This is a genomic window from Cupriavidus sp. DL-D2, from assembly GCF_039710735.1.
Classification (GTDB): domain Bacteria; phylum Pseudomonadota; class Gammaproteobacteria; order Burkholderiales; family Burkholderiaceae; genus Cupriavidus.
On the sequence record NZ_JBDKXK010000014.1, the window covers coordinates 171,648 to 194,816 of the forward strand.

At 62.0% G+C, this 23,169-nt stretch carries 18 protein-coding genes; 6 read left to right on the forward strand and 12 right to left on the reverse strand.

What is annotated here, in order from left to right; translation table 11 throughout:
• Positions 1 to 429 precede the first annotated feature (429 nt).
• The 4 genes from ABDB81_RS11060 (at position 430) to ABDB81_RS11075 (ending at position 6,237) form a co-directional block, all read left to right on the forward strand.
• Positions 430 to 1,578 carry an ATP-binding protein gene (locus ABDB81_RS11060; RefSeq protein ID WP_346811100.1) on the forward strand — a complete coding sequence of 383 codons (1,149 nt, stop codon included), beginning with the start codon at positions 430 to 432 and terminating at the stop codon, positions 1,576 to 1,578.
• On the forward strand, positions 1,578 to 3,794 hold the full coding sequence (locus ABDB81_RS11065; protein ID WP_346811102.1) for a S8 family peptidase: 2,217 nt from the start codon (positions 1,578 to 1,580) through the stop codon (positions 3,792 to 3,794). Before ABDB81_RS11060 ends, ABDB81_RS11065 begins: the two co-directional genes overlap by 1 nt.
• 53 nt (positions 3,795 to 3,847) lie before the next feature.
• Positions 3,848 to 4,471: a hypothetical protein gene (locus ABDB81_RS11070; protein WP_346811104.1), complete on the forward strand. Its 624-nt coding sequence runs from the start codon at positions 3,848 to 3,850 to the stop codon at positions 4,469 to 4,471.
• Between the two features lie 359 nt (positions 4,472 to 4,830).
• Positions 4,831 to 6,237, forward strand: a complete 1,407-nt coding sequence (locus tag ABDB81_RS11075) for a DUF1254 domain-containing protein (RefSeq protein WP_137926023.1) — start codon at positions 4,831 to 4,833, stop codon at positions 6,235 to 6,237.
• A 65-nt stretch (positions 6,238 to 6,302) separates the two neighbouring features.
• Here the strand turns inward: ABDB81_RS11075 and ABDB81_RS11080 are convergent, their stop codons facing one another.
• From ABDB81_RS11080 to ABDB81_RS11105, 6 genes are all read right to left on the reverse strand, one after another.
• Complete coding sequence (locus ABDB81_RS11080; protein ID WP_346811106.1) at positions 6,303 to 7,805, reverse strand: FAD-dependent oxidoreductase; 1,503 nt, start codon at positions 7,803 to 7,805, stop codon at positions 6,303 to 6,305.
• Positions 7,806 to 7,891: 86 nt separating this feature from the next.
• Positions 7,892 to 8,797 carry a patatin-like phospholipase family protein gene (locus tag ABDB81_RS11085; RefSeq protein WP_346811108.1) on the reverse strand — a complete coding sequence of 302 codons (906 nt, stop codon included), beginning with the start codon at positions 8,795 to 8,797 and terminating at the stop codon, positions 7,892 to 7,894.
• A 5-nt stretch (positions 8,798 to 8,802) separates the two neighbouring features.
• On the reverse strand, positions 8,803 to 9,219 hold the full coding sequence (locus tag ABDB81_RS11090) for a PaaI family thioesterase (protein ID WP_346811110.1): 417 nt from the start codon (positions 9,217 to 9,219) through the stop codon (positions 8,803 to 8,805).
• 99 nt (positions 9,220 to 9,318) lie between these two features.
• On the reverse strand, positions 9,319 to 10,833 hold the full coding sequence (locus ABDB81_RS11095) for a tripartite tricarboxylate transporter permease (protein ID WP_137926027.1): 1,515 nt from the start codon (positions 10,831 to 10,833) through the stop codon (positions 9,319 to 9,321).
• 37 nt (positions 10,834 to 10,870) lie between these two features.
• Positions 10,871 to 11,344 (reverse strand): tripartite tricarboxylate transporter TctB family protein, encoded by a 474-nt coding sequence (locus tag ABDB81_RS11100; RefSeq protein WP_137926028.1) that lies wholly within the window; start codon positions 11,342 to 11,344, stop codon positions 10,871 to 10,873.
• A gap of 148 nt (positions 11,345 to 11,492) precedes the next feature.
• Positions 11,493 to 12,461, reverse strand: coding sequence for a tripartite tricarboxylate transporter substrate-binding protein (locus ABDB81_RS11105; protein WP_137926029.1), 969 nt, complete (start codon positions 12,459 to 12,461; stop codon positions 11,493 to 11,495).
• A gap of 408 nt (positions 12,462 to 12,869) precedes the next feature.
• Here ABDB81_RS11105 and ABDB81_RS11110 point away from each other — a divergent pair, with 408 nt between their 5' ends.
• A complete protein-coding gene (locus tag ABDB81_RS11110; protein WP_137926030.1) occupies positions 12,870 to 13,364 on the forward strand; it encodes a hypothetical protein in 495 nt (164 codons plus the stop codon).
• A gap of 50 nt (positions 13,365 to 13,414) precedes the next feature.
• Here ABDB81_RS11110 and ABDB81_RS11115 read toward each other — a convergent pair whose 3' ends face one another.
• The 5 genes from ABDB81_RS11115 to ABDB81_RS11135 all read right to left on the reverse strand — a co-directional run bounded on the left by ABDB81_RS11115 (position 13,415) and on the right by ABDB81_RS11135 (position 20,254).
• Entirely contained in the window at positions 13,415 to 15,175 is a 1,761-nt protein-coding gene (locus ABDB81_RS11115) for a diguanylate cyclase (RefSeq protein ID WP_346811113.1), read from the reverse strand.
• Positions 15,176 to 15,442: 267 nt separating this feature from the next.
• Positions 15,443 to 16,633: an MFS transporter gene (locus ABDB81_RS11120; protein WP_137926032.1), complete on the reverse strand. Its 1,191-nt coding sequence runs from the start codon at positions 16,631 to 16,633 to the stop codon at positions 15,443 to 15,445.
• A gap of 96 nt (positions 16,634 to 16,729) precedes the next feature.
• Positions 16,730 to 17,962 carry a DNA polymerase IV gene (dinB, locus tag ABDB81_RS11125; protein ID WP_346811115.1) on the reverse strand — a complete coding sequence of 411 codons (1,233 nt, stop codon included), beginning with the start codon at positions 17,960 to 17,962 and terminating at the stop codon, positions 16,730 to 16,732.
• 113 nt (positions 17,963 to 18,075) lie between these two features.
• A complete protein-coding gene (rarD, locus tag ABDB81_RS11130) occupies positions 18,076 to 18,987 on the reverse strand; it encodes an EamA family transporter RarD (protein ID WP_137926033.1) in 912 nt (303 codons plus the stop codon).
• 127 nt (positions 18,988 to 19,114) lie between these two features.
• Positions 19,115 to 20,254, reverse strand: a complete 1,140-nt coding sequence (locus ABDB81_RS11135; protein ID WP_137926034.1) for a TRAP transporter substrate-binding protein — start codon at positions 20,252 to 20,254, stop codon at positions 19,115 to 19,117.
• Between the two features lie 378 nt (positions 20,255 to 20,632).
• Here ABDB81_RS11135 and ABDB81_RS11140 point away from each other — a divergent pair, with 378 nt between their 5' ends.
• On the forward strand, positions 20,633 to 22,324 hold the full coding sequence (locus tag ABDB81_RS11140; RefSeq protein WP_346811117.1) for a carbohydrate porin: 1,692 nt from the start codon (positions 20,633 to 20,635) through the stop codon (positions 22,322 to 22,324).
• On the opposite strand, the gene ABDB81_RS11145 is transcribed toward ABDB81_RS11140, so the two are convergent.
• Positions 22,308 to 23,069 carry an MIP/aquaporin family protein gene (locus ABDB81_RS11145; protein ID WP_346811119.1) on the reverse strand — a complete coding sequence of 254 codons (762 nt, stop codon included), beginning with the start codon at positions 23,067 to 23,069 and terminating at the stop codon, positions 22,308 to 22,310. The two genes, ABDB81_RS11140 and ABDB81_RS11145, sit on opposite strands and share 17 nt — an antisense overlap.
• Positions 23,070 to 23,169 lie beyond the last annotated feature (100 nt).

Sequence of the window (23,169 nt, forward strand, 5' to 3'; positions counted from 1 at the left end):
CTACAAAAGGTAATCTGAGGTAACACAAAAGGTAACCTCTTCGTAAGTGATTGATTTTATTAGAGATAGTGAAGCCTACAAGTTACCCCGACTAAAGGTAATCTGGTTACCCTAAAGTTACCCCAATGTTACCTTTTCACTGAAATCCGCAAATCCTTGTCTGGTAAGGCTTTCCGGTCGATTCTCATCCACAGGTTACCGAAGTTACCTTTTTCCCGTCCCCCCACCGACTTTAGCTGCAGCCCTGATTTATACTGTACATATATACAGTGAAGAGGCTTCACCACCTCTTCAGGTGATCCACAGCTCTCTTGAAGCCCGTTCGGCGAGGTTTTACTTCCACATTCTTCACTTTCGTCATAAACTTCGCCAGTTCTGAAAAAAGTAAAATCCCTTGTTCCGCACGGGAAAAACCTAGGGATACGCGGTATGAAAGACGTAACTGAAGAAATCGGAAAGGATTTCGCTATTTTAGCAAGGCTCGCCGCATCACAATCCTACGAGGATGTGCGCCTGCTTTTGGCCCGGCTTGTGCGGAAGTATCGGCAACACAACCCCGAATTGGCGGCGATGTTGGACCAGAGTCTGAAGGCGACGCAAACGCGGAGTTCAGGGGGCTCAGTATTGCGCCGTGACACATCTCACTCTGATGCTCCCTTGCCTATTGACCGTGACTCTCGCCTTGCATTGATAAAGGAGTTTGATGATCGCGGGGGCTTGGAAGCGCCCTTGCTTTCCGACTCACTCAAGCGTCAGATCGAGGCGATTGTTCTGGAGCGACAGGAGCGCGAGAAGCTGCTTGCGCGGGGGATTGCCCCGACGCGTTCAGCGGTCCTTGTTGGCCAACCAGGCTTGGGGAAGACGCACTCGGCGCGATGGATCGCCAGCCAGTTGGGCAAGCCTCTGTGGGTACTAGATTTGACGGCAGTCATGAGCAGCCTGTTGGGAAAGACCGGCAACAACCTTAGGGCTGCACTTGACTATGCCAAGGCGAATTCTGCGATTCTGCTTCTGGACGAAATTGACGCAATTGCAAAGCGACGCAGTGACGAATCCGATATCGGAGAACTGAAGCGTCTCGTCACTGTGATTCTTCAAGAGGTGGACCAGTGGCCAGATACAGGTTTGCTGCTGGCTGCTACCAACCACCCCGAGTTGGTGGATCCCGCTTTGTGGCGGAGGTTCGATGCTGTCTTGGAATTCTCCACTCCTGATGCGAGCGCGACGTTGGAGGCTGTGCGCCGCTTCCTCGGTCAGGACATCGAGGCATTGTCACCATGGGTGAGTACTTTGGCATCCGGGTTGCAAGGCAAAACACTCTCCGATGTCGAACGCGCTGTCACGTCACTTCGACGTGGACATGCATTGCATCACGCTCCAATCGAGATCCTGGTAGCGCAAATCGTTGGATCCAATATCGAAGCCCTACCCAAGGCACAAAGGTTGGAGATAGCTATTCAAATGGCTAAGGATGGTCAGCACTCGCACCAGGAGATCAACAGGCTGACCGGTGTGGCTAGAGACACAATTCGCAAACATGCCGGCCCGTCGCCGCGGCAAGGAAGGGGACTCAAATAATGGCAGCAAGGTATCTGATCGGCAAAGGTGAGCTTCTGACGTATCCGATTGACGCCCCAAAGAAGAATCCGGGCGACAAGGCACATCCTTATACGCTGGAGGAAGCGAAGCGGGCTCTTTTGCCGCAGATCGTTGCTAGTAATCAAGCTTTTTCTGGATTGCCAGCAACTGCTTGCCCTGATGATTTGGCGGTGGCCATGCTTACGCTCCACCCCGCCTACATTGCGAAGTCCTACTTTCCAAAGCATTTGCTCCAAGCCGCCGGCTTGCAGCATTTGGGCAGTCGTACGCAGCGCGTACGACCGAGAAAGCAGACCTCAGCAAAAGCGCCGCCCGAAGCCGACACCACGCAGCTCTTTGTTGCTGGGGAACGCTCGGTCCTCCGTAACCTTGGCGCCTATGCACAACAGCTAGAACCGGCGACCCGTGAAGCGATGGAGTTTGCTCAGATCGAGAGCATTGCTCCGATGAATCCGGTGGATCGCATCCGGCGCGGCTCCGGTAGCGGGAAGCACGTTTTCGAGGTTGGCTTGCATGTACCGTCCGACGAAGACCCCGCGCGCATGCGAGCCCTATTTGCCAATTACGCTCGGTTGTGTGGTTTCGTCGTCAACCCAGCCTTCGAGTTTCAGGCGGGACAATTGCTTTTCCTGCCAGTCGAGGGACCACAAGAGCGGTTAGAGCAGCTTGCGCTGTTCACTCTAATGCGAGTCATCCGCGAGATGCCTCGACTTCGTGCCGCTAGGCCGCTAACGCGGAATACCCCGGTAGCCGTATCGTTCGAGCTTCCCTCGGGCGAACCTTTGTCAAGAGAGCCTAAAGTGGCGGTGCTGGATGGCGGCCTACCCGATGTCCACGTTGTCGGTGATTATGTGCGACGGTATTTTCGCTCAGACGAAGAAGCGGACGATGTGGAGCACTACTTGGCGCATGGGCTTGGTGTAACGTCAGCACTCCTATTCGGCCCAATTGAGCCAGGCGGTCAAGCACTTCGCCCCTATGCATCGGTCGACCATCATCGCGTTTTGGACGCAAAGTCGGACGAGGAGGATCCGTATGAGCTGTACCGTACGCTTGGCCATGTTGAGACGGTACTCCTTTCGCGATCCTACCAATTTGTAAACCTTAGCTTGGGACCCGATCTCTGCGTTGAGGACAATGATGTCCACGCGTGGACTTCCGTTATCGACAACATCCTCAGCGATGGCGAAACCTTGATGAGCGTAGCGGTCGGCAACAATGGTGAGAATGACGCCGAAGCTGCTCTGAATCGCATTCAAGTACCCGCCGATAGCGTCAATGCGTTGGCGGTGGGCGCGGTCGATCGAACCACTAGTGACTGGATCAAATCCAGCTACAGCGCTGTCGGACCAGGCCGCAGCCCGGGACGTCGAAAACCCGACTTGGTCGCCTTTGGAGGCTCGCCGCGTGAGTATTTTCACGTTGTTGCGCCGGGCAACCGGCGAGATCTAGTTGCGACTCTGGGGACAAGTTTCGCTGCACCTTTTGCATTGCGCACGGCCGTTGGAATTCGCGCGATTCTCGGCAGCGAAGTTGCTCCTCTGACCATCAAGGCCCTGATGATCCATGGATGCGAAACACAGGACAGTGAACCTGTGGATTCAGTGGGCTGGGGCATGGTCCCGATTGATTTGAATACCTTAATTACGTGCGGCGATGGTATTGCGCGCATCATCTATCAGGGTGAATTGCGCCCTGGCAAGTTCCTACGTGCGCCGGTGCCTCTGCCACTGGCTCCTTTGGAAGGGATGGTGACCCTGAGCGCTACGTTCTGCTACGCCAGTCCGGTTGATCCGCAAGATTCGAGCAACTATACGAAGGCGGGGCTGGGAATTACATTCCGTCCACACGTTGGTAAGCGTAAGGAGGGAGCACAGCACCCGACGCCATATAGCTTCTTTCCAGCCAACGAATGGCGCACGGAAGCAGAACTGCGTGCGGATTTGCACAAATGGGAAACCGTCCTACATGCAGAAAACTCGTTCCGCGGATCCAGCCTAAAAGAGTCGGTTTTTGACGTGCATTACAACGCGCGTGACGCAGGCGGGGTCGCTCCTGGCGCAGATCGTATTCGGTACGCTCTGGTTGTTACCGTGAAAGCACCGAAGCACGCAAGCCTCTACCAGGATATTTTGAACGCCCATGCAGTATTGCAAGCGCTCGAACCGCAGGTAACGCTCCCCCTGCGGAACTAACGGAATAGCATTCTGGCGCACGTTTGAGATAACTGTTATTGATCGGAGGTGAAATGAAATCCCGCGACCTGCTGACCACCCCAGTCCTAATCGTCAGCAACTACAGGATCTCTCCCCACGTGGGCGGGAAATTTCTTCACACGTTCACGCCAGAATCGACGAACACCATCTATCAATTTGTCGCAAACAAAGAGCCATTGCTGGACGCCGGGCATCAGTACAACATCGGCTATACCGTCGAAGACGGCCTCAACTGGGTAGACCCATCTGCTACCGCGAAGGCAACCGAGGTAGAACCGGCTAAGAGCCACTATGTAGCCAGGATGCTCGGCGAGCAGATTCGTTCCGCGGAGACGCAAAAGTCTAAAGAGCGTGTTAAGCACCAGCCCACAGATGGCTTTTACTTGGGTAAGAAATATGCCTGGAGAATTTACGGCATGGCTGTTGGCCGCGACACATTCGATGACTATCTAGACGCGATCCAGCATCCGAGCGTGCCATGCTACACCGACGGCACCCCGTCGATTGCATACAAGGAGGAGGGGCTTGCGGAGGCCATGGACGCGCTCATTCGATCCGTGCGCAGAAGGAGCGGCAATCGATTTGAGTCGCCTCTATTGCCATCGAAGAACTGGTTCAATGTGAAAGGCCTGTCCGCGATCACAGACAAGAAGTAGGCCGGCGGCCGCAGCCCCCAGCGTAGAGGGGTGTGCCGTGAATATTCCAGGGTGTGCCGGGTATGTGACGGGTTGTGTCGAGTTTCAGGCCGCTTTACGTTTCCGAACTACCCGCAAAGCCTTATCTGGCAAGGGTTTCGAATCGGCGGCACGTTTTGAAAATCCTTGTGTCGGCGGTTCGATTCCGTCCCAGGCCACCAGAACATGAAAACGGACGCTTCGGCGTCCGTTTTTGCGTTTGGGGATTCCGTTTGGGGATTCCACTTAACACCGCCCCCGAAAACATTCACATCGCCACGCTGCTGCGCAGGCACTTGGCTGCGTTACGCTGATCCGCATTCATACGATGCGAGATCACCATGCGGAAAGCGCTTACTTCCATCCTGATACTGGCCGGTGTGGCGGCAACCCATGCGGGGGCTGCTTCGCCGGGCACCTCGAATGACCCGGTACAGCGCCGTGCCGTGGAGGCAGTGATCTGGGGGATGCCGGCGGTCAATACCGAGTTGATGGTGCAGGCAATGTTGCGTAGTACGTCGGCCAAAGAGAACGAAATCGTTTACTGGTCGGAGCCTGTGAACTGGAAGAACCAGACGCTGACGCCGAATCCGGATTCGATCTACTTCATGTCATTCGTGAACACGAAGGTCTCGGGGCCGCTCGTGATCGACATTCCGCCGGCCGAGGGTGGCTCACTGGCAGCCAATATCGTGACGACGTGGCAGATGCCGCTCGAAGATGCCGGTCCCGATGGCGCGGACAAGGGGAAGGGTGGCAAGTATCTGATTCTGCCGCCGGATTATCGTGACACGCCGCCTGAAGGTTATGTCGTGCTGCGTTCGGACACCTATGGTGGCTTCGCGCTGATGCGCTCGAACCTGGCTAGCCACAGTGAAGCCGATGTGGCGAAAGCGGTGGCGTACGGAAAGCGCGTCAAGATCTATCCGCTGTCGCAGGCCAGTGCGCCGACGCCGACGCGCTTCACCGATGCCTACGACGTACCATTCGATTCGACGATTCGTTATGACGCATCGTTCTTCAAGACGCTCAACGACGTGGTGCAGAAGGAGCCGTGGATCCAGCGCGACCGCGTGATGATCGATCAGCTCAAGACGCTTGGCATCGAAAAGGGCAAGCCGTATCAGCCCGACGCCAATATGCAGAAGGCGCTCGATGCCGCTGCGCGACAAGCTAACAAGGAGCTATCCGCACGCTATGACCTGGGCTTCTATCGCATGGTGCCCGAGTACCGCTGGTTCCCTGCGGCGATGCCGGAGGTGATTCGTGCCGTGTCCACCGGTTACGGCAACGTCGACGAGTATCCGGTCGATGCGCGCGGCGTGACCTACACGCTGGGCTTCACGGGCATCAAGCGCATCGGCACCGCGCAGTTCTATCTCATGGTGAACAAGGACAAGGACGGCAAGGCGCTGGATGGCAAGCAGACGTATCGCCTGCGCGTGCCCGCGAATCCGCCGGTCAAGCAGTATTGGTCGGTCACGGCCTATGACCGCAATACGCACGCGCTGATTCGCAATGTGCCGCGCGCGAGCGTGGCATCGACGACGACGGGTGTGCAGAAGGAAAACGATGGCGTGGTCGAAGTCTACTTCGGCCCGAAGGCGCCCAAGGGCAAGGAAGCCAACTGGGTCTCAACCGATCCGAAGGGCAGCTTCGAATTGCTGTTCCGTCTCTATGGTCCGGAGAAGCCGTTCTTCGACAAGGAGTGGAAACTGCCTGACGTCGAGCGCGTTTCGGCGCGCTGAAGGTTGGAGTTAGGCAAAAAGGCCACGCGGCATATCGCGTGGCCTTTTTGCATGGGCCTGCCTGCCTAGCCGAACAGTTCTTCCGCCACCGTGGGATGCAGCGGCATCGTCGTCTTCAGATGCGAGGCTTTCACGCCGAGCCGCAGCGCCACGGCAAAGACCTGGATGATCTCCGGCGCCGCGCCATCCATCAAATGCGCGCCAAGGACGCGGCCACTGCGTGCATTGAACACGAGCTTGAAGACCGATTGTTGCGGCACGCCGCCGAAGCGGCTTTCGAGCGAGACAAATCGCTTGATTTCGGTCCGCACGCGATCGGCCTTGCCGCCGGCGGCCTCAATGGCTTCGGCCTCTGTCAGGCCCACCGCACCGATGGCTGGTTCGCAAAACACCGCGGTGGGCACGGCATCGAAATCAGCAATATCGCCGCGCTTGTCGAAGAGTCGATCCGCCAGCCAGCGGCCCTGTGCCACGGCAACCGGTGTCAGGTGGATGTTGCCGGCCATGCAATCGCCGATGGCGTGAATCGATCGCACCGAGCTGCGGAACTGCCGATCCACGCGGACGCCGCCGTCATCGCCCAGCTTGACGCCGAGCGCTTCGAGACCAAGACCTTCCACATTCGCCTTGCGTCCGATGGCCGCCAGCGCGGCCTGCGCGCGTACCGTTTGCATGCGGCCCGGATTGTTCTCCTGCTTGTAGCAGACGTCCATCGCGCCGTTCGATTGCGAGACCATCGTGACTTCCGCGCGGAAGTGGATGCGCACGCCCTTGGCCACCAACGCATCGGCAAGCGCTGCTGCAATGTCGTGATCGAAGCGTTTCAGCAGCCTGTCCTCTCGCACGAGCAGGTCTACTTTCACGCCGTAGCGCGAGAGAATCGAAGCCATCTCCACAGCGATGTAACCACCGCCGATCACGACGATGGAAGCGGGTACGGTCTGCCACGTGAACACATCGTCGGAGGAGGTCACGAGTTCGCCGCCCGGCACCGGCAGCGGCACGGGACGCGCGCCCGTGGCGATCAGCGTCTTCTTTGCGCGGATGACTTCGTTGCCGACGACGATATCGCCGCGATCGTTGAATTGCGCTTCACCGTGCCAGATCTCGACGCCTGCTTCATTGAGGCGCTGCTTGTACGACGCATTGAGGCGCGCCACCTCGGCATTCACGCGCACGATGGCATCGCGCCAGTCTTCCTTACCGCCTGTGTGCGACAGGCACGTGGAGAGAATCGACGCCCAGCCTGCACCGTACGACAGCATCTTCTTCGGCACGCATCCCCGGTTGACACAGGTGCCGCCGATGGCGTCACGCTCCACAAGGATCACGCGCGCGCCATGCGATGCAGCACGCCGCGCGGCAGCCACGCCGCCCGAACCCGCGCCGATCACGACAAGGTCGGCCTCGCGCATCTTCGAGCGGGCATCGCGTTTGCGCGGTACGCGCTCCACGACGGGTTCGGCGCTGACCTCGCTGGCCCGCCTGCGGGGACGGGTGGATGCCTGGGTAGTTGTCTGCGTAGTTGTCTGCAAGACGATCTCGGGTGATGCCTGACGCTTTGTCATTCATGCCTCCTTGGCTCTCGCGGCAGTTGCCGCCTACCAAACGATCGACCGGCGCCATGGCAGCGCGTTCCCCGAAGACAACGGGCTTATTGCGCCGGCAGTAAATCCTTCCTGATATCGGGCCATTCGCGCAGGAATGTCTCGGCGTCACGCCGGCCCAGGTCGTATGCGTGTGTCATCGCCTGGGGCTTCGTATAGTCCCAGCTTGAAATCGGCACGCGTTGCGAAGGTTGCAGATAAAGGCGGCGCTGGCCGCCCGTCTCGACGATGAAGCGGCGCGGACGCGGATAGAGACGCGTCACCAGCACCAGCACATTGCCCGGTGCATCGTCGAGCGCATCCACGGGTACGTTGTCCACCAGGCCACCATCGAGCACCGCGCGGCCATTGCGTCGCAGCACGGGCGTGAAGGGCGGCGTCGATGCCGATTGCAGCAATAGATCGGCAAGGTCCTCGGGCGAACGGCAATCCTGCGCGCGCACGAACTCGGGGCGAAACCCAAGCGAGCGGCCCAGCCGCGGATGCAGCGTTTTCAGCAGGTGCTTGTCGATGTTGTACGCGAGCAGCCCTGCTGCGACTGCAAGGCGCGGACCGCTCCAGCGCGGGATATGCGCCACACCGATGCGAATCTCGGGCGCACCCTTCAGCCGCTCCAGCCGATTGTCGGAAAACAGCGAGAGCAGCGCATTGCGATAGATGCCGTAGTGTGGAAACACGCGCTCGCGGCGCAGCAGGTTGCCCCAATAGGCATTACGCGAATTGTCGGCCAGCACATCGCGGTAGTACGCCATGGTCTGGTGCGAATCGTGCGCGTAAATCATGCACGCCGTGGCGGCCCCAGCCGAGATCCCGGCGATCACGCGCGGACGCAGTTGCAGTTCAGGCGCCACCGTGTCCCACCATCCGGCCTGCCACCAGCAGCGGTTGCCACCGCCGGCAAAGACGACCTGGTCGAATATCGGGGATATCGGGGAAGAGGAAGAAGAAGCCATGTCGGTCAGAGCAGCGCGTAGGTCGTTGTCGCCTGCACCGCGAGCTTGCCATCCTGGCCGGTCAGTTCGATCTCGCCGAACACGACCGTCTTGCCGAGCCGCAGCACGTTGGCGCGGACCAGCACATCGCCGTCGATCACGGGACGCATGAAGTTGGTGGTGAGGGTCACCGTCGTCATTGGACGGAACTCGCCGAGCGCAGCGGAGATGGCGACGATCATCGCGGTGTCGGCGGCCGACATCAGCACCTGGCCGCACACCACGCCGCCTGCATGGCGGAAATGCTCGCGAAATGGCAGGCGCAGCGTTACGCCGCTGGCATCCACGGCTGCGGCGCGCAAGCCCAACTCGCGCACCCAGGGCGCAAGCACGCGCTCAAGCGTGGCCTCGATATCGGCAAGTGTGAAAGTGGCGGCAGGCACGTTCCGGTCTCCTCGGCGCGCAGAGGTGTTGTTTGCGCCAATGATACAGAATCGCGCCCGCCGCGCTCCAGCCGGCCGGACTTACCGCTCATGCGGCGCTTATGCGGCGTTGTCGGCCTCCGCACGCGACGTCGAGCGGGTGGCATGCCAGCGCAGCACGCGCGGCACCACCACCACGGCCACCGTCATGGCCAGGATCGTGGCGGAGATCGGCTGCTTCACGAACAGGCTCCAGTCGCCCTGGCCAATCGACAGTGCATTGCGCAGCTGCTTCTCGGCCATCGGGCCGAGGATCAGGCCGACGATGACTGGTGCGGTCGGAAAATCGAAACGGCGCATTGCCATGCCGAGCAGTCCGATCACGAACAGCAGCAGCAGGTCGAACCACGACTGGCGGATGCCATAGGCACCGAGTCCCGCGAAAATCAGAATGCCACCATAGAGCAGCGGCGTGGGCACGCGCAGCATGCGCACCCACAGGCCGATGGCCGGCAGGTTCAGCACCAGCAGCATCACGTTGCCGATGTAGAGCGATGCGAGCAGGCCCCAGACCAGATCGCCCGATGTCTGGAACAGCATCGGACCCGGCTGCAGGTTGTAGTTCTGGAATGCGGCCAGCAGGATGGCCGTCGTGTTCGAGGTAGGAATGCCCAGCGTCAGCAGCGGGGCCAGCGTGGCCGTCACTGCGGCATTGTTGGCTGCCTCGGGACCCGCCACGCCTTCGATGGCGCCCACCTTGCCGAACTCTTCCTTGTGATTGGACAGCTTCTTCTCGGTGGCGTACGACAGGAACGTGGGAATCTCTGCGCCGCCTGCGGGAATCAGGCCGAACGGAAAGCCGATCAGCGTGCCGCGAATCCACGCGGGCACCGAGCGCTTCCAGTCCGAGCGATTCATATGCACCGAACTCAGCTTGTTGAAGCTGCCATCAGGTTGCGGGAAGAACGCGTTGAACAGTGCCTCGCCCACGGCGAACAGGCCCACGGCCACCACGACGATATCCACACCGTCGTACAACTCCTGCACGTTCATCGAATAGCGCGTCTGGCCCGACAACGAGTCCATGCCGATCAGGCCGATGCCCAGACCCAGGAACAATGCAGTCATACCGCGCAGCAGCGACGAGCCCAGCACGGCAGAGACCGTCGTGAAGGCCAGCAGCATGATCATGAAGTATTCGCCCGGGCCGAACTGCAGCGCCACGTCCGCCGCCACCGGCGCGAACATCGACAGCAGCACGGTGGCGATCGTGCCCGCCACGAACGAGCCAATCGCCGCGGTGGCGAGTGCCGGACCCGCACGGCCGTTCTTGGCCATCAGGTTGCCTTCCATCGCCGTGACCATGGTCGACGATTCGCCCGGCGTGTTCATCAGGATCGATGTCGTCGATCCGCCGTACATCGCGCCGTAGTAGATGCCCGCGAACATGATCAGCGCGGCAGTCGGTTCCACCTTGGTGGTCAGCGGCAGCAGCATGGCCACGGTCAGTGCCGGGCCGATGCCGGGCAGCACGCCGATGGCGGTGCCGAGGAAGCAGCCCACCAGTGCCCACAGCAGATTGATGGGCGTGATGGCCACGGCAAAGCCGTGCATGAGTTGGTTCAGGGTATCCATGTCAGAAGCCTCCCGTTGTTGGCAGTCAGGTGCGGACTCAGAAGCCCGCCACCGGCAGCAGCGGCAGGTTGATGCCGAGCAGGAAATCGAACAGTGCCCACATCGGCACCGTGAGCAGCAAGCCAATCAGCGCATCGCGCACGATGCGCCGGCTGCCGTAACCGCGTGCCACGCACACCATCATCAGCGTCGACGAGAACACGAAACCCAGCATGCCGATCAGTGCCATGTTGGCCACGAGGCCGGCTGCCACCCACAGGAAGCCCTTGAAGTTGTGCGGCGCCGCGGGCAGCTCGGCATCTTCCTCCGGCATGTTGCGGAAGCCGCCGCGCACGCCTTGCCATGTCAGCAACGCACCGCATACGGCGAGGCCGATGGCGACGAGTGTGGGCACGAATCGCGGCGACAGGCCGGCGTAGCCTTCCTCGCCCGAAATGCCCGGCAGGCCGGCAAAGAAAAATACGGACAGCGCCAGGACGGCGACACCGATGCAGACGTGGGACGGTTTCATGATGGCGCTCCCGGATGAACGAGCCATCCGCGCTGTGCGGGGGATGTGGTGGGGTAAGGCGAGGGGACGCACCACGCGGTGCGTCCGGTCATGCCGATCTCTTGGATCGTTCTTGTAATGCGAATCGCGCGGGACGTGCTTGCGCGAATTACTTCGCCACGCCCAGTTCGCGCAGCGTGCTACCCAGGCGCGCGGATTCCGCATCCACGAACTTGCCGAACTCGTCGCCGGTCAGCAGGAACGGCGTCCAGTCGTTCTTCTGCAGCGCGTCCTTCCAGACCTTGTTCTCGGTGCCCTTGACCACGGCATCGATCATGGCCTTGCGCTGTTCGGGCGTGGTGCCGGGCGCGCCGTAGACGCCGCGCCAGTTGTAGATCTCCACGTTCACGCCTTGCTCCTTGAGCGTGGGGATCTCGGCGGTGCGGTCCTTCGACGTCACGGCCAGCGCGCGCATCTTGCCCGTCTTGATGAACGGCAGGAATTCGGAAACGCCAGCGATGCCCACGGTCACGTGGCCGCCCAGGATCGATGCCGATGCCTCGCCACCGCCGGCAAACGGCACGTAGTTGACCTTCTTCGGATCCACGCCCACTTCCTTGGCAATCAGGCCGGCCAGGATGTGGTCGATCGAACCCTTCGAGCCGCCGCCCCAGCTCACGCTGCCGGGGTTGGCCTTCAGTTGCGTGGTCAGGTCCTTGAGCGACTTGATCGGCGAATTGGCCGCCACCGTCAGCACCATCGTGTCGGCGAACAGTCGCGCGATTGGCGTGGCGTTCTTCAGCGTCACGGGCGGCTTGTTGGTCTCGATCGCACCCACCATCACCGCGCCGGTCACGATCAGCGCATTGGGGTTGCCCTTGTCCGTGTTCACGAACTGGGTCAGGCCGATGGTGCCGCCCGCGCCGCCCTTGTTGTCATAGGACGCGCTCTTGGCCGTGCCCGCCGCAATCATGGCCGCGCCGATGGTGCGGCCGGTCTGGTCGTAGCCACCGCCGGGATTGGCGCCGATCATCACCTTGAGGTTGTCCACCGCGTAGGCGGGCGCTGCCACCACGGCGGCCGCAAGCGTGGCCGTGGCAACGAAGGCGTGAGTAAATCGGGCAAGCGAGCGGGGCATGGTGAGTCTCCTGGGTTTTATTGGCATCCTGGGCCGGATTCTAGGAGCGCCGAACTGTCAAATTCCTGTCAAAACGACAGCTTTATGCTCGGGGTTTACGTGGGTGTCGCGGGCCCGTGCCGGTGTCCGTCTGCATGGCCCTTGTCGTTTTTTGGCATCGTCGGGTGTCCCATATCTGATCTGCACATCTTTGACTTGGCGGACGTCCGACATCTCTCTACGATTGACTTCGGTCATCTGCCGCACCGACACGGGCGCAGACGACGATGCGGAACACCTCCGCATGCAGACAAGGACCGCCGCACGACGAGGCGACGGCCACTCCGGATCTCGGGTATCCGGAAATGCAGGTTTCGGGTAGGTCGGGTGTTTTAAAAAAGAAGCAGAGTGTCTAAGGGGTCAACACGCATGGATACATCGATCAAGACGTCGGACGGCTGGCCGCCGGAGCTCGACGTGGGGGCCGATCGCGGCCTGTGGAAAAGCACGGTCGCCGCCGCCAACCAGGCGCTGGAAGCCGCCAAGGGCATGCAGGCAGCGGTCGGGCAGACGCTGAAGCTGCAGCACAAGATCATGGCGCTGCGCGACGAGCTGCATCGCGCCGAGGCCGAGCGTGATCTGTATCGCGACCTGCATACGCGCACGGTCGATGAACTGAATCACACGCTGGATCTGAGTCCCTCCGAATGGCAGAGGCTACGCGCGGACAACGAGACGCTGCAGATCCGCCATCGTGCCTACAAGCTGCTGGTACAGCACTACGTGCGCGCTGGTACGCCGATCGATCCGGCCACGTTCGCGGACCAGCGCAGCCGCGTGCAGCAGCACATCCTGTTCCAGCGTCGCAAAGGTATTCCTGTCTCGGTCATCACGGCCGACGACATCGCATTCCTGCTGCGCTGACCGTACGCGTGACCTGTCACTGGTTTCTGGGGAGACGACCATGAACTGCCTCATGCCTGGATTGGCGGCGCCGCTGCATTGCCGTCCTGCCCATCCGCCGCGCACACCTGATTGCGTCCCGCTGCCTTGGCGGCATAAAGACGGCGGTCGACCGTCGCCAGCATGGCATCGAGTGTCTGGCACCCGTCGATCCCGGCTTCTGCGACGCCAATCGATACGGTGAAGCGGATGCGTCCGTCGGCCATCCCGGCTGGCGGCGCATCGGGCGCCGGTACAACGCCGAGCGTCTCCACGATTGCGCGCAGACGCTCGGCGGTAGCGGTGGCTTCCGCCAGCGTGTCGCCCGGCAGCAGCACTGCGAACTCCTCGCCACCGATTCGTGCGGGCACATCCATTTCACGCAGGTTGTTGCGCAGCGCGTGCGACAACGCCTGCAGCACTTGGTCGCCGCTGGCGTGGCCCCATCTGTCGTTCACGCGTTTGAAGAAGTCGATATCGAGCATCAGCATGGCCAGTGGCTCGCCGTCGCGGTGCCGCCGCGCGGATTCGACGGCGAACCGGTTGCTGAACGATCGACGATTCGCCAGTTCCGTGAGCGGGTCGGTCTCCGCCATCGCCTGCAGCTTTTCACCGACGGCAAGGTAGTGGCTGAACAGGTGGTTGACCACGCGCAGCGTGACCAGCATCAGCAGCGGCAACGCCAGCCAGATCGCCAGCAGCGGCAGGCTGGTCCGCTGGAACACCGCGCGATAGACATCGGCGTCATCGAAGGTCTCGAAGATCAGCCAGTTGCCGCGCCCGCCGGCCTGCTGGAACAGCAGATATTGCCCATCGACATGCAGCATGCCGTTGCCCTTGGCAAACAAGTCGGCCAGCGACGTGTGGCGCCACCGCGCGCCCACATCGGCGGGCCAGCGCAGGTCGATCCGCTCCCGGCTGTCGCTCGTTGCGAAGATCGCGCCGTTGCGATCCATGAGATAGCGCACGGCGCCATGCTGTTCGGGTTCGCCGATCAGCGTGCGCAACTTCGGCAGGTCCACATCGAGCGCCGCCACGCCACGAAAACGATTGCCCACGTAGACCGGGATGCTCAGCGTCGTGGTGCGTTGCCGGGTGCTCTCGAACTGCGTGTAGATCGGCGCGAGCCGCATGATGCGCTCGGGATTCCGGTCGGGCAGCAGATTGCGGTAGTAGGGCATCTGGCTGAAACGTTGCATCAGCTCGCCGGCCTTGGCCTCGGACAGCGGCGGATAGGTGACATAGAAGCCGTTGCTCGAGATAAACGTGACGACGCTCTCGGTATCGTCGTTGCTGCGCTGGCTGATGCCTAGCACATGGCTGAGCTGGCGCGCGGCGTAGAGATCCGAACGCAGATCCGCGTCGCGACGCTCGAATCCCTCCAGGCCATGCAGCCTGTCCGCAGAGACGCCCACCACGGAAGCATCGCCCTCGGGGACCGCCATGGTCCATTCGGCGTGGTTGCGGGCGGCGTAGGCTTCCTCGATCACCGTATCGGTCGGCAATGCGTCGGGACCTTGCTGGATAGAGATCAGCTGCTGCGCGTAGTCGCGTACGAATTCGAGCTTGAAACGTTCGGCAGAGATCACCGCATCGATGCCGAGCGCGCGCAGGGTCAGGTCATGCTGGCGCGCGCCCAGTACGCGTTCACGCAACAGGTAGAGATCGCGCGCACCCACGCTGATCATCAACACCATGGCAATACCGAAACCCACTACCACCACGCGATGCGGATGCATCAGCACCTCGCGAGGCAGCCATCGCGGGCTCGGTAGCAATTTGCGCCAACTCATCGGAACGTCTCTCCCGGCAAGGCCCGCGTTTCGCGCCGTCGACAACGTCGGCATTCGGCAGGCGGTGGCAATGAGAAATGCAGCGTGCGGCAATGATGGCGCGCAGGCGTGTCCTGCGGCGCAACCGGCACAGTGTAGTGCAGGCGCCTGGCGGCGGCTATCGCAGGGAATTGCGGTGGCGCAAGGAGAAGGAGAAGGGGGGAAGGGGAGGAAGGACGGCAGGTGCCGCGCGACGCCCGGCGTCGCGCGGCAGACCGGTCTACGGGATCAACGACGTTCTGTGCGGAAGTAGAGCAGGGCGAGCGCGGGCAGCGCAAACCCGATCCAGCTTGCCAGCGGCCAGCCGGCCCGCGCAAATGCCCACGCGCCTACCGATGACCCGATGGCGCCGCCCACGAAGAAGATCGCCATGTAGAGACCATTGAGGCGGCTGCGGTGCGCCTCGGACAATGCAAAGATGGCGCGTTGGCCGATCACCAGATTCGTGGAGACGGCGAAGTCCAGCAGGATGGCCGCAGCCGTGAGCGACAACAACGAGAGCGTCGATCCTTCCACGCCGAGTCGGCTCAGCAGGAACGATCCCGCCCCCAGCGCCAGGGCGAGCGCGGTCATCTGGCGGCTGTGACCGCGATCCGCATAGCGGCCTGCCATCGGTGCGGCGACGGCACCCGCCACGCCCACCAGCGCAAAGATCGCAATACCGGTCTGCGACATCCGGAAGGCCGGCCCGGCCAGGTACAGCGGCGTGGTGGTCCAGAACAGGCTGAACACGCCGAACATGCTGGCCTGGTACGCCGCACGGCGACGCAGCACCGGCTCGGTGCGCAGCAGGTGAATCATCGAACCGAGCAGCGCGATGTAGTGAACGCCTGGCGCGGGGCGGCGCTGCGGCAGCTTGCGCGCCAGCACCACGGCGAGCAGCACCATGGCAACGGCCGAGGCAGCAAAGATGGCGTGCCAGCCGAATGCGTCCGAGACCAGGCCCGCCACCGGGCGCGCCAGCATGATCCCCATCAGCAGGCCGCTGGTGACATTGCCGACGGCCCGGCCGCGCATGTGTTCGGGCGCGAGGTGTGCGGCAAATGGCACCAGCACCTGCACGGCCACGGAGCACAGTCCGATCGCGCATCCCGCCACCAGGAACACGCCAGCATGGGTGGACAGCGATGCAGCCAGTAGCGCCACCGCGCACCCGGCTACCAGCGTCAGCACGAGCTTGCGGTTCTCGACGATATCGCCGAGTGGCACCAGCAGCAGCAGGCCTACGCAGTAGCCAATCTGGATCAGCGTCACGATCAGGCCCGCCACCTCCGGCGAGAGGTGAAGCGCCTGCGCAATCGGCCCCACCAGCGGCTGGGCATAGTAGAGATTCGCGACGATCATGCCGCAGGCCACGGCCAGCAGCGGCGTGATCCATGCAGCGGGCGCGGCCGCGCGTTGTGCGGTGGTGGAGGTCATGGGGCGGCTTGTGGAGAACTCCCCGCACCTGTTTCGGCGTACCGGGGGAAGCCGCCGATTCTACCGGGAGATAGATAGGCGTGCAGGGCGGAGGGCTTAGGCCGGTGGCTCGGCGCGGTCGTCCTCCTCCTGTCTTTCGTCGTGTGCGTCGACTTGTGAGTCTTCGGAACCGTCCTCGTCGAACCGGAATGCCTCCTGTACCGGCGCGGGGTTGTCGCCCTGCTCGGCGGCTGGCATCAAGGCACTCACGCGCACGCCAAGCAGCCGGATGCGGCGTTCCAGCGGAATGCGCTTCAGGCATTCCGTGGCGCCGCGCCGGATGTCGCCACCATCGGCGGTGTGCGCGGTCATCGTCAGATCGCGTGTGACCGTATGGAAATCGTCGAAGCGCAGCTTGATGCCGACGGTGCGCCCCACGTAGCCCTTGCGCCGCAGATCTTCGCCCACCCGCATGCACAGCTTCGTGAACTGCTCGGATAGCACGGGACGGTCCCCGCGCGGATGAAGGTCGCGCTCGAAGGTGGTCTCGCGGCTCATGGATTTGGGCTCGGAACTGACCACCACCTGGCGCTCGTCGCGGCCGTGGGCCACTTCCACGAGCCACGCCGCATAGTTGCGTCCGAAATGGGTCTGCAGCAGCGCCAGATCCGCCTCGGCCAGCTGCGCCACGGTCTCGATGCCAATGGCCGCCAGCTTCTCCGCCGCCTTCGGACCAATCCCATTGACCTTGCGGGCCGGCAGCGGCCAGATCCGCAGCGGAATATCGGCAGGCGTCAGAATGGTCAGGCCGTTGGGCTTGTCGAGTTCCGAACCGATCTTGGCCAGCAGCTTGTTCGGCGCCACGCAGATCGAGCAGGTCAGGCCGGTGGCATCGTTCACCGCAGCCTTGATATCCGCAGCCACCTGCCTGGCCTCACCCTCAATATTCGTAAGATCGATATATATCTCATCGATCCCGCGATCCTCTATTTGTTCCGTGAATGCTCGTACAGCGGCCTTGAACAGTCCCGAGTAGCGGCGGTAAGCGTCGAAGTCGGTCGGCAGCAGGATGGCGTCGGGCGCGAGCTTGGCCGCCTTCATCATGCCCATCGCCGAAAACACGCCCAGCGCCCGCGCCTCGTAGGTGGATGTGGTGACGACGCCGCGCCCCACGTAGTCGCGCAGCCGCGCGTAGCGGCGGCTGCCATCCGGCAACGTCTCCGGTATCGCGTTGCGGCCCCCACCGATCACCACGGCCTGGCCGCGCAGATCCGGGTACCGCAGCAGTTCGACCGATGCGTAGAACGCATCCATGTCGAGATGAGCAATTCGCCGGGGTACGGAGGCCATGAGTCAGAGGAGACGTTGGATTACTGTATGGATGTACAGTATAGTGTGGTCGCCAATTTAAGGAAACGGCGATCACACGCCCATCTTTATATCTATCGCACGAATTTTAATGGCTAAATTTTATGAGCTTTATTTTTCGTATCAATCGCCTCTCGCGATTTCCAGCGACTGACGACCAATCCTTCCACAGCGTAGATCGCCAGCGAGATCCAGATCAGGGCATAGCCGATCTGCTTCGTCTGCGGGAAGGGCTCGTGCCACAGCCAGATACCCAGCGCGAGCTGGATCGTCGGTCCCGCGTATTGCAGGATGCCGAGCATCGAGAGCGGAATCCGGCGGGCGCCCGCAGCGAAGAATAGCAAGGGCACCGCCGTCACCGGCCCGGCCAGCAGCAACAGCATCTGCGTGAGCGGCGTGGCTGCACGCGTGGTGTCGTGCCCGGTGATGAAAAGAGAACCCAGCGCGACGGCGGCCACCGGAAATAACAGCAGCGTCTCCAGCGACAAGCCTTCGAGCGCACCCAGCGCACCCGTCTTGCGCAGCAGGCCGTAGCCGCCGAACGATGCCGCCAGGCCGAGCGCGATCCACGGCAAATGTCCCGCCGACCACGTCAGCCACAGCACTCCGGCCCCGGCGACGGCAATAGCCAGCCACTGACCCCAGCGCAGGCGTTCGTGCAGCAGCAACACACCCAGCAGCACGCTGACCAGCGGATTGATGAAGTAGCCGAGGCTGGCATCCACCACACGATCCGCGGACACCGCCCAGATATAGAGGAACCAGTTGCAACAGAGCAGTCCCGCACTGGCCGCGAAGTTGAGGATCAGCTTTGGGTTGGCCGCCACCTCGCGCAGCCAGCCGAAGTGACGGCGCCACAACAGGATCGCGCCGAGGAACACCAGCGACCAGACCATCCGGTGCAGCAGGATTTCGAGGGGCGCCACGCCGTGCAGCGATTTGATATAGAGGGGCAGCAGGCCCCAGATGATGTACGCCAGCAAGGCGTAGAGAATGCCGAGTTGCATGGGAGATATCCTGTGGTGCGGCGGATTCTACCCGCGGTGGCCCGGTTGCGTATGAACCTGCCCCCATGCTGTGCGCCATGAAAAAAACCCGGCCGGAGCCGGGTTTCGCTGCATCGTCCGAAACGGGTTACAGCTTGCGCGTGAAGCTGAACTGCGAGAACGACTGCTCGGCCACGTTGAACCAGGCGGCTTCGTTGTTGCGAAACACGCGCCAGTCTTCGAAGATCTTCTTGAACGACGGGTTCTTGGCGCTTTCGTCGGCGTACGCTTCCTGCGTGGCCTTGAAGCATGCCTCCATGATCTCCTTCGAGAACGGACGCAGCTTCACACCATTTTCCAGCAGACGGGCCAGCGCCTGCGGGTTCACGGTGTCGTACTTCGCCATCATGTTCGTGTGCGCCTCGATCGTGGCCGTTTCCAGTGCGCGCTTGTACAGCGGCGGCAGCTTGTCGAACTCCGGTTGCGAAGCGTAGAACGACAGCTGCGCGCTGCCTTCCCACCAGCCCGGGTAGTAGTAGTACGGTGCCACCTTGTAGAAGCCGAGCTTCTCGTCATCGTACGGACCCACCCATTCGGCCGCGTCGATGGTGCCTTTTTCCAGCGCCGGGTAGATGTCGCCACCGGCAATCTGCTGCGGCACCACGCCCAGGCGCGCCAGCACCACGCCGGCAAACCCGGCCACGCGGTACTTCAGGCCCTGCAGGTCCGCCACGGTCTTGATTTCCTTGCGGAACCAGCCGCCCATCTGGGCGCAGGTGTTGCCGCCCATGAAGTTGACGACGTTGTATTCCTTGAAGAACTCGCGCATCAGCTTCATGCCGTTGCCTTGCATCATCCATGCGTTCTGCTGGCGCGCGGTCAGGCCAAACGGGATCGTCGTGTCGAAGCACAGCGTCGGGTTCTTGCCGAAATAGTAGTAGCCGGCCGTGTGGCCAATCTGCACGGTCTGGTTCTGCACCGCATCCAGCACCTGCAAGCCCGGCACGATTTCACCGGCGGCAAACACCTTGATGTTGAACTTGCCGTCGGTCAGTTCCTTCACCCGTTGGCTCAGCAGTTCGGCGCCGCCATAGATGGTGTCCAGCGACTTCGGGAAGCTCGACGCCAGGCGCCATTCCACCGCCGGGTTGCTACCCACCACGGCCGGGGCCGCCGGCGCGCTGGCCGAGGCGGCGGGGGCGGCGGGCTTGTCTTCCTTGCCGCAGGCGGCGAGCGCGCCAGTGGCGGCGACAGCCGATGCTTTCAACAGGAAGGAACGGCGTTCCATGAATATCTCCTCTTTTATATTGATATGTATGCAGACTGCCTTGACCCCAAGGCGTGGCCTGGAAGACAGGTCGGACGATTATAGCTGTGGCGTTTTGGGCACGGAGTGCCGGCAGGATGGGGGTTTTCGCTAGTCGGTAGCAGTTCTGCAACGGTTTTCCCGCATGCTCGAAAACGGTGCCTGGAAGGCAGCCGGTCGACGGCTGAAAAGGTTTCAAAAAGGTTTCGCGATGTGGGATTTCGCACGCTTTTCGGCACGATTGATGGATTTTGTAACCCGGCTTGCGGTCAAAAAGTCCGACTGTTAAAACCAGAGCCCTCACTCCCCAAGCTTCCATCGGTGCTGGCTCTGCCGGTTCTGTTCGGTTCCGTTGTATCCATGCCGCCATCCGTTTCGCCTCCGTTCCGATATTTCGCCCGCCGTCGCCTGGCATTTGCCGTGCTGGCCGCGTGGGGGATGACGGCATGTGCGCAATCGGGGAGCCTGACGGGAAACACATCGGCCAGCACCAGTCTGGCTCCGCCGCCGATGATCGCGGAACGCGGTACGGCGCAGCCCAACTCCGCAGTGGCTGCGGGTGCCGTACCCGTGGCTGCGACGACATCCGCAGCGCCTGCTGCACCGGCGGCGGCCGATCCGCTGGCGGCGCTGATTCAGGCTGCGTCAAATACGGAATCCACCGCCACGGAAGCCGCGCCGCCTGCCGAGACCACCGTTGCAGATGTCAATCCCGACTTCGTCGGGCCGCCCGATGCGCTGGCGCCGCCGCCGCCACCTTTGGTGCTGTTTCCGAACCGGTTGGGCGAGTTTCCCGCCTTGGCCGCCGCACCGCGCCAGGCACCCGTGGCTGCGCAGGAGGGTGGCGAATCTTCCACTTCAGAAACGCCATCCGATGCTCCGCCAGTTCTCCGCTCCCAGTTACCTGCCGATGACCCGGCGGGCGACTCCGTGTGGCGACTCGGCTATAGCGGACGCGCGGCGGTGGAAGACCGCGCTGGTACCCAACGAGCCTGCCCCGGCGGTGGTACACCCTCGGCTGGCTTCGGCCAGGGCCTGGCCTGTACCAGTTCGGGGGAAGTGAAGATCCGCGAATCGCTCGTGGACATGGGCGGCGGCACGCAGGTGCAGCTCGTGGCGCAGGCCAAGGGGACCAACACCACCTCGGTCAACGGCACGGCCGCTGCCGTGGATCCCTACGCGCTGCTGCCTAACTTCTACACCTCGGTCAGCGGCTTGTCCGGCATCTCGGTTCTTAACGAGGCCAGCGTCTGGGCCGGGCGCCGGGACAGCAACGCCTTCCTGATGTCGTCGGGCCTGTTGCCGCCGAACTCATCGTCCATGCGGTTCGGCATCGACAACGCCAAAGTGGGCAATTACGGGCTGAGTTATCAATACACCGCGCGTAACGATCTAAATGGCGCCAAGCTGCCCAGCTATCACACCGTGCGGACGTCCCCGATCGGCACCAATGACCAGGGTTCTGTCCAACTTGGCTTCACGCGTGTAGAACCCCTGCAGGAAATCGCCGATACCGGCAGCGCCTGGTGGGCTTCCGCCATGCACGAGCAAAAAGGCGTGCTGTTCGGCACCAATCGGCTGGGCGTGCAGTACGGGCAGGGTTCCCGCACCGCCATGACCGGATACACCGGCATGGGGACGGACCTCTCGCGGGTACGCGTAGCGGAATCCATGGAGTGGAAGGGCAAATCCGGCCTGGCCGGATCGGTGGAATCGAGCCTGCAACTGGACCGCTCCCATATGGGCACCCTGCAATGGGCTGCCACGCGCGTGCGTCCGGCCTTTGTGGCCAGCGACCAGTTCAAGCTGACCTTCGAGGTGGCGCACGACCAGATTTCGTCCGGGTTTGGGGTGGGCGGCCAGCGTACGGCGTTCACCGTGGCACCGACGCTGACGCTCGGCAAGGCCACCGGCAACGCAAATCTGCGGGCCTTCTACACGTATAGCCGCGCCAACGATGTGGACGGCATCACCTTCGCCGCGCCGGCTGACGCCTGGGCCACTCAGGCCAGCGGCTCGATCTTTGGCGTCCAGCTCAATCGACGCTGGTAAGCGGGGCTTGTGATCCCCGCTCCATGATGGATGATTGGATGGGATTTCTGGGTGACTGATATCCACTCAACCAATCAAATAACGCCACTGCATTCGTCGCACCAAATATCTGAGAAAAAATAAAAGCCATCACATCCATAAAACGAATACCTGTAAAAGTATTGGTGAAGGCACAGGCGATAGTCAGGGCGGGGTTGGCGAACGAGGTGGATGAGGTGAACCAGTATCCCGCCATGATGTAGCCGCCCACGACAAATGGCAGCATGGCAGGTCGATGACGACCGGTGGCAATCCCAAGCCCGATCAGGCCAAACGTGGCCAGGGATTCGCTCCACCACATCGGCGCACCGGTACGCGCCTGCATCGACATCGATATCCAGGGCAGGCCGAACATTGCATGCGCAGCAACCACTCCCGCCATCGCACCTATCAATTGGACGAATATATACCCCGATGCGGTGGTCATTGAAATCCGTCTGGACAATAGATGTGCCAACGTGACGGCCGGGTTGAAGTGCCCACCCGAGACCGGCCCGAGCGATATCAGCAACGCGACGAGTCCTGCGCCGGTGGCCAAGGCATTGCACAGCAGGGCGAGGGCCGTGTTGCCGGCCGCCAGTTGTTCGGCGCGGATGCCCGACCCAACGACGATGGCAACAAGCAGGGCCGTCCCCAGTGCTTCGGCAAGGAGTCGGCGGGCGAGGGTGGGGGAGACCAGCGGATTGGAAAGCGAAGGCGTGGACATGCAGGCGAAAGGCGAAAAACCGAACGCGCAGTGTTCCGCGCCACCCACATTTGCGTCAATGCAGCGGGGCGATGGTGTGAAGCGACTACCGGTATCGAAT

What these genes read in the sequence shown, in the direction of transcription:
- ABDB81_RS11120 (WP_137926032.1), bottom strand. Translation starts at nt 16,633, where the DNA reads ATGACCTCCACCACCGCACAACGCGCGGCCGCGCCCGCTGCATGGATC.
- ABDB81_RS11110 (WP_137926030.1), top strand. Translation starts at nt 12,870, where the DNA reads ATGGATACATCGATCAAGACGTCGGACGGCTGGCCGCCGGAGCTCGAC.
- ABDB81_RS11060 (WP_346811100.1), top strand. Translation starts at nt 430, where the DNA reads ATGAAAGACGTAACTGAAGAAATCGGAAAGGATTTCGCTATTTTAGCA.
- ABDB81_RS11145 (WP_346811119.1), bottom strand. Translation starts at nt 23,069, where the DNA reads ATGTCCACGCCTTCGCTTTCCAATCCGCTGGTCTCCCCCACCCTCGCC.
- ABDB81_RS11115 (WP_346811113.1), bottom strand. Translation starts at nt 15,175, where the DNA reads ATGAGTTGGCGCAAATTGCTACCGAGCCCGCGATGGCTGCCTCGCGAG.
- ABDB81_RS11085 (WP_346811108.1), bottom strand. Translation starts at nt 8,797, where the DNA reads ATGGCTTCTTCTTCCTCTTCCCCGATATCCCCGATATTCGACCAGGTC.
- ABDB81_RS11080 (WP_346811106.1), bottom strand. Translation starts at nt 7,805, where the DNA reads ATGACAAAGCGTCAGGCATCACCCGAGATCGTCTTGCAGACAACTACG.
- rarD (WP_137926033.1), bottom strand. Translation starts at nt 18,987, where the DNA reads ATGCAACTCGGCATTCTCTACGCCTTGCTGGCGTACATCATCTGGGGC.
- ABDB81_RS11065 (WP_346811102.1), top strand. Translation starts at nt 1,578, where the DNA reads ATGGCAGCAAGGTATCTGATCGGCAAAGGTGAGCTTCTGACGTATCCG.
- dinB (WP_346811115.1), bottom strand. Translation starts at nt 17,962, where the DNA reads ATGGCCTCCGTACCCCGGCGAATTGCTCATCTCGACATGGATGCGTTC.
- ABDB81_RS11095 (WP_137926027.1), bottom strand. Translation starts at nt 10,833, where the DNA reads ATGGATACCCTGAACCAACTCATGCACGGCTTTGCCGTGGCCATCACG.
- ABDB81_RS11140 (WP_346811117.1), top strand. Translation starts at nt 20,633, where the DNA reads ATGCCGCCATCCGTTTCGCCTCCGTTCCGATATTTCGCCCGCCGTCGC.
- ABDB81_RS11135 (WP_137926034.1), bottom strand. Translation starts at nt 20,254, where the DNA reads ATGGAACGCCGTTCCTTCCTGTTGAAAGCATCGGCTGTCGCCGCCACT.
- ABDB81_RS11075 (WP_137926023.1), top strand. Translation starts at nt 4,831, where the DNA reads ATGCGGAAAGCGCTTACTTCCATCCTGATACTGGCCGGTGTGGCGGCA.
- ABDB81_RS11100 (WP_137926028.1), bottom strand. Translation starts at nt 11,344, where the DNA reads ATGAAACCGTCCCACGTCTGCATCGGTGTCGCCGTCCTGGCGCTGTCC.
- ABDB81_RS11070 (WP_346811104.1), top strand. Translation starts at nt 3,848, where the DNA reads ATGAAATCCCGCGACCTGCTGACCACCCCAGTCCTAATCGTCAGCAAC.
- ABDB81_RS11105 (WP_137926029.1), bottom strand. Translation starts at nt 12,461, where the DNA reads ATGCCCCGCTCGCTTGCCCGATTTACTCACGCCTTCGTTGCCACGGCC.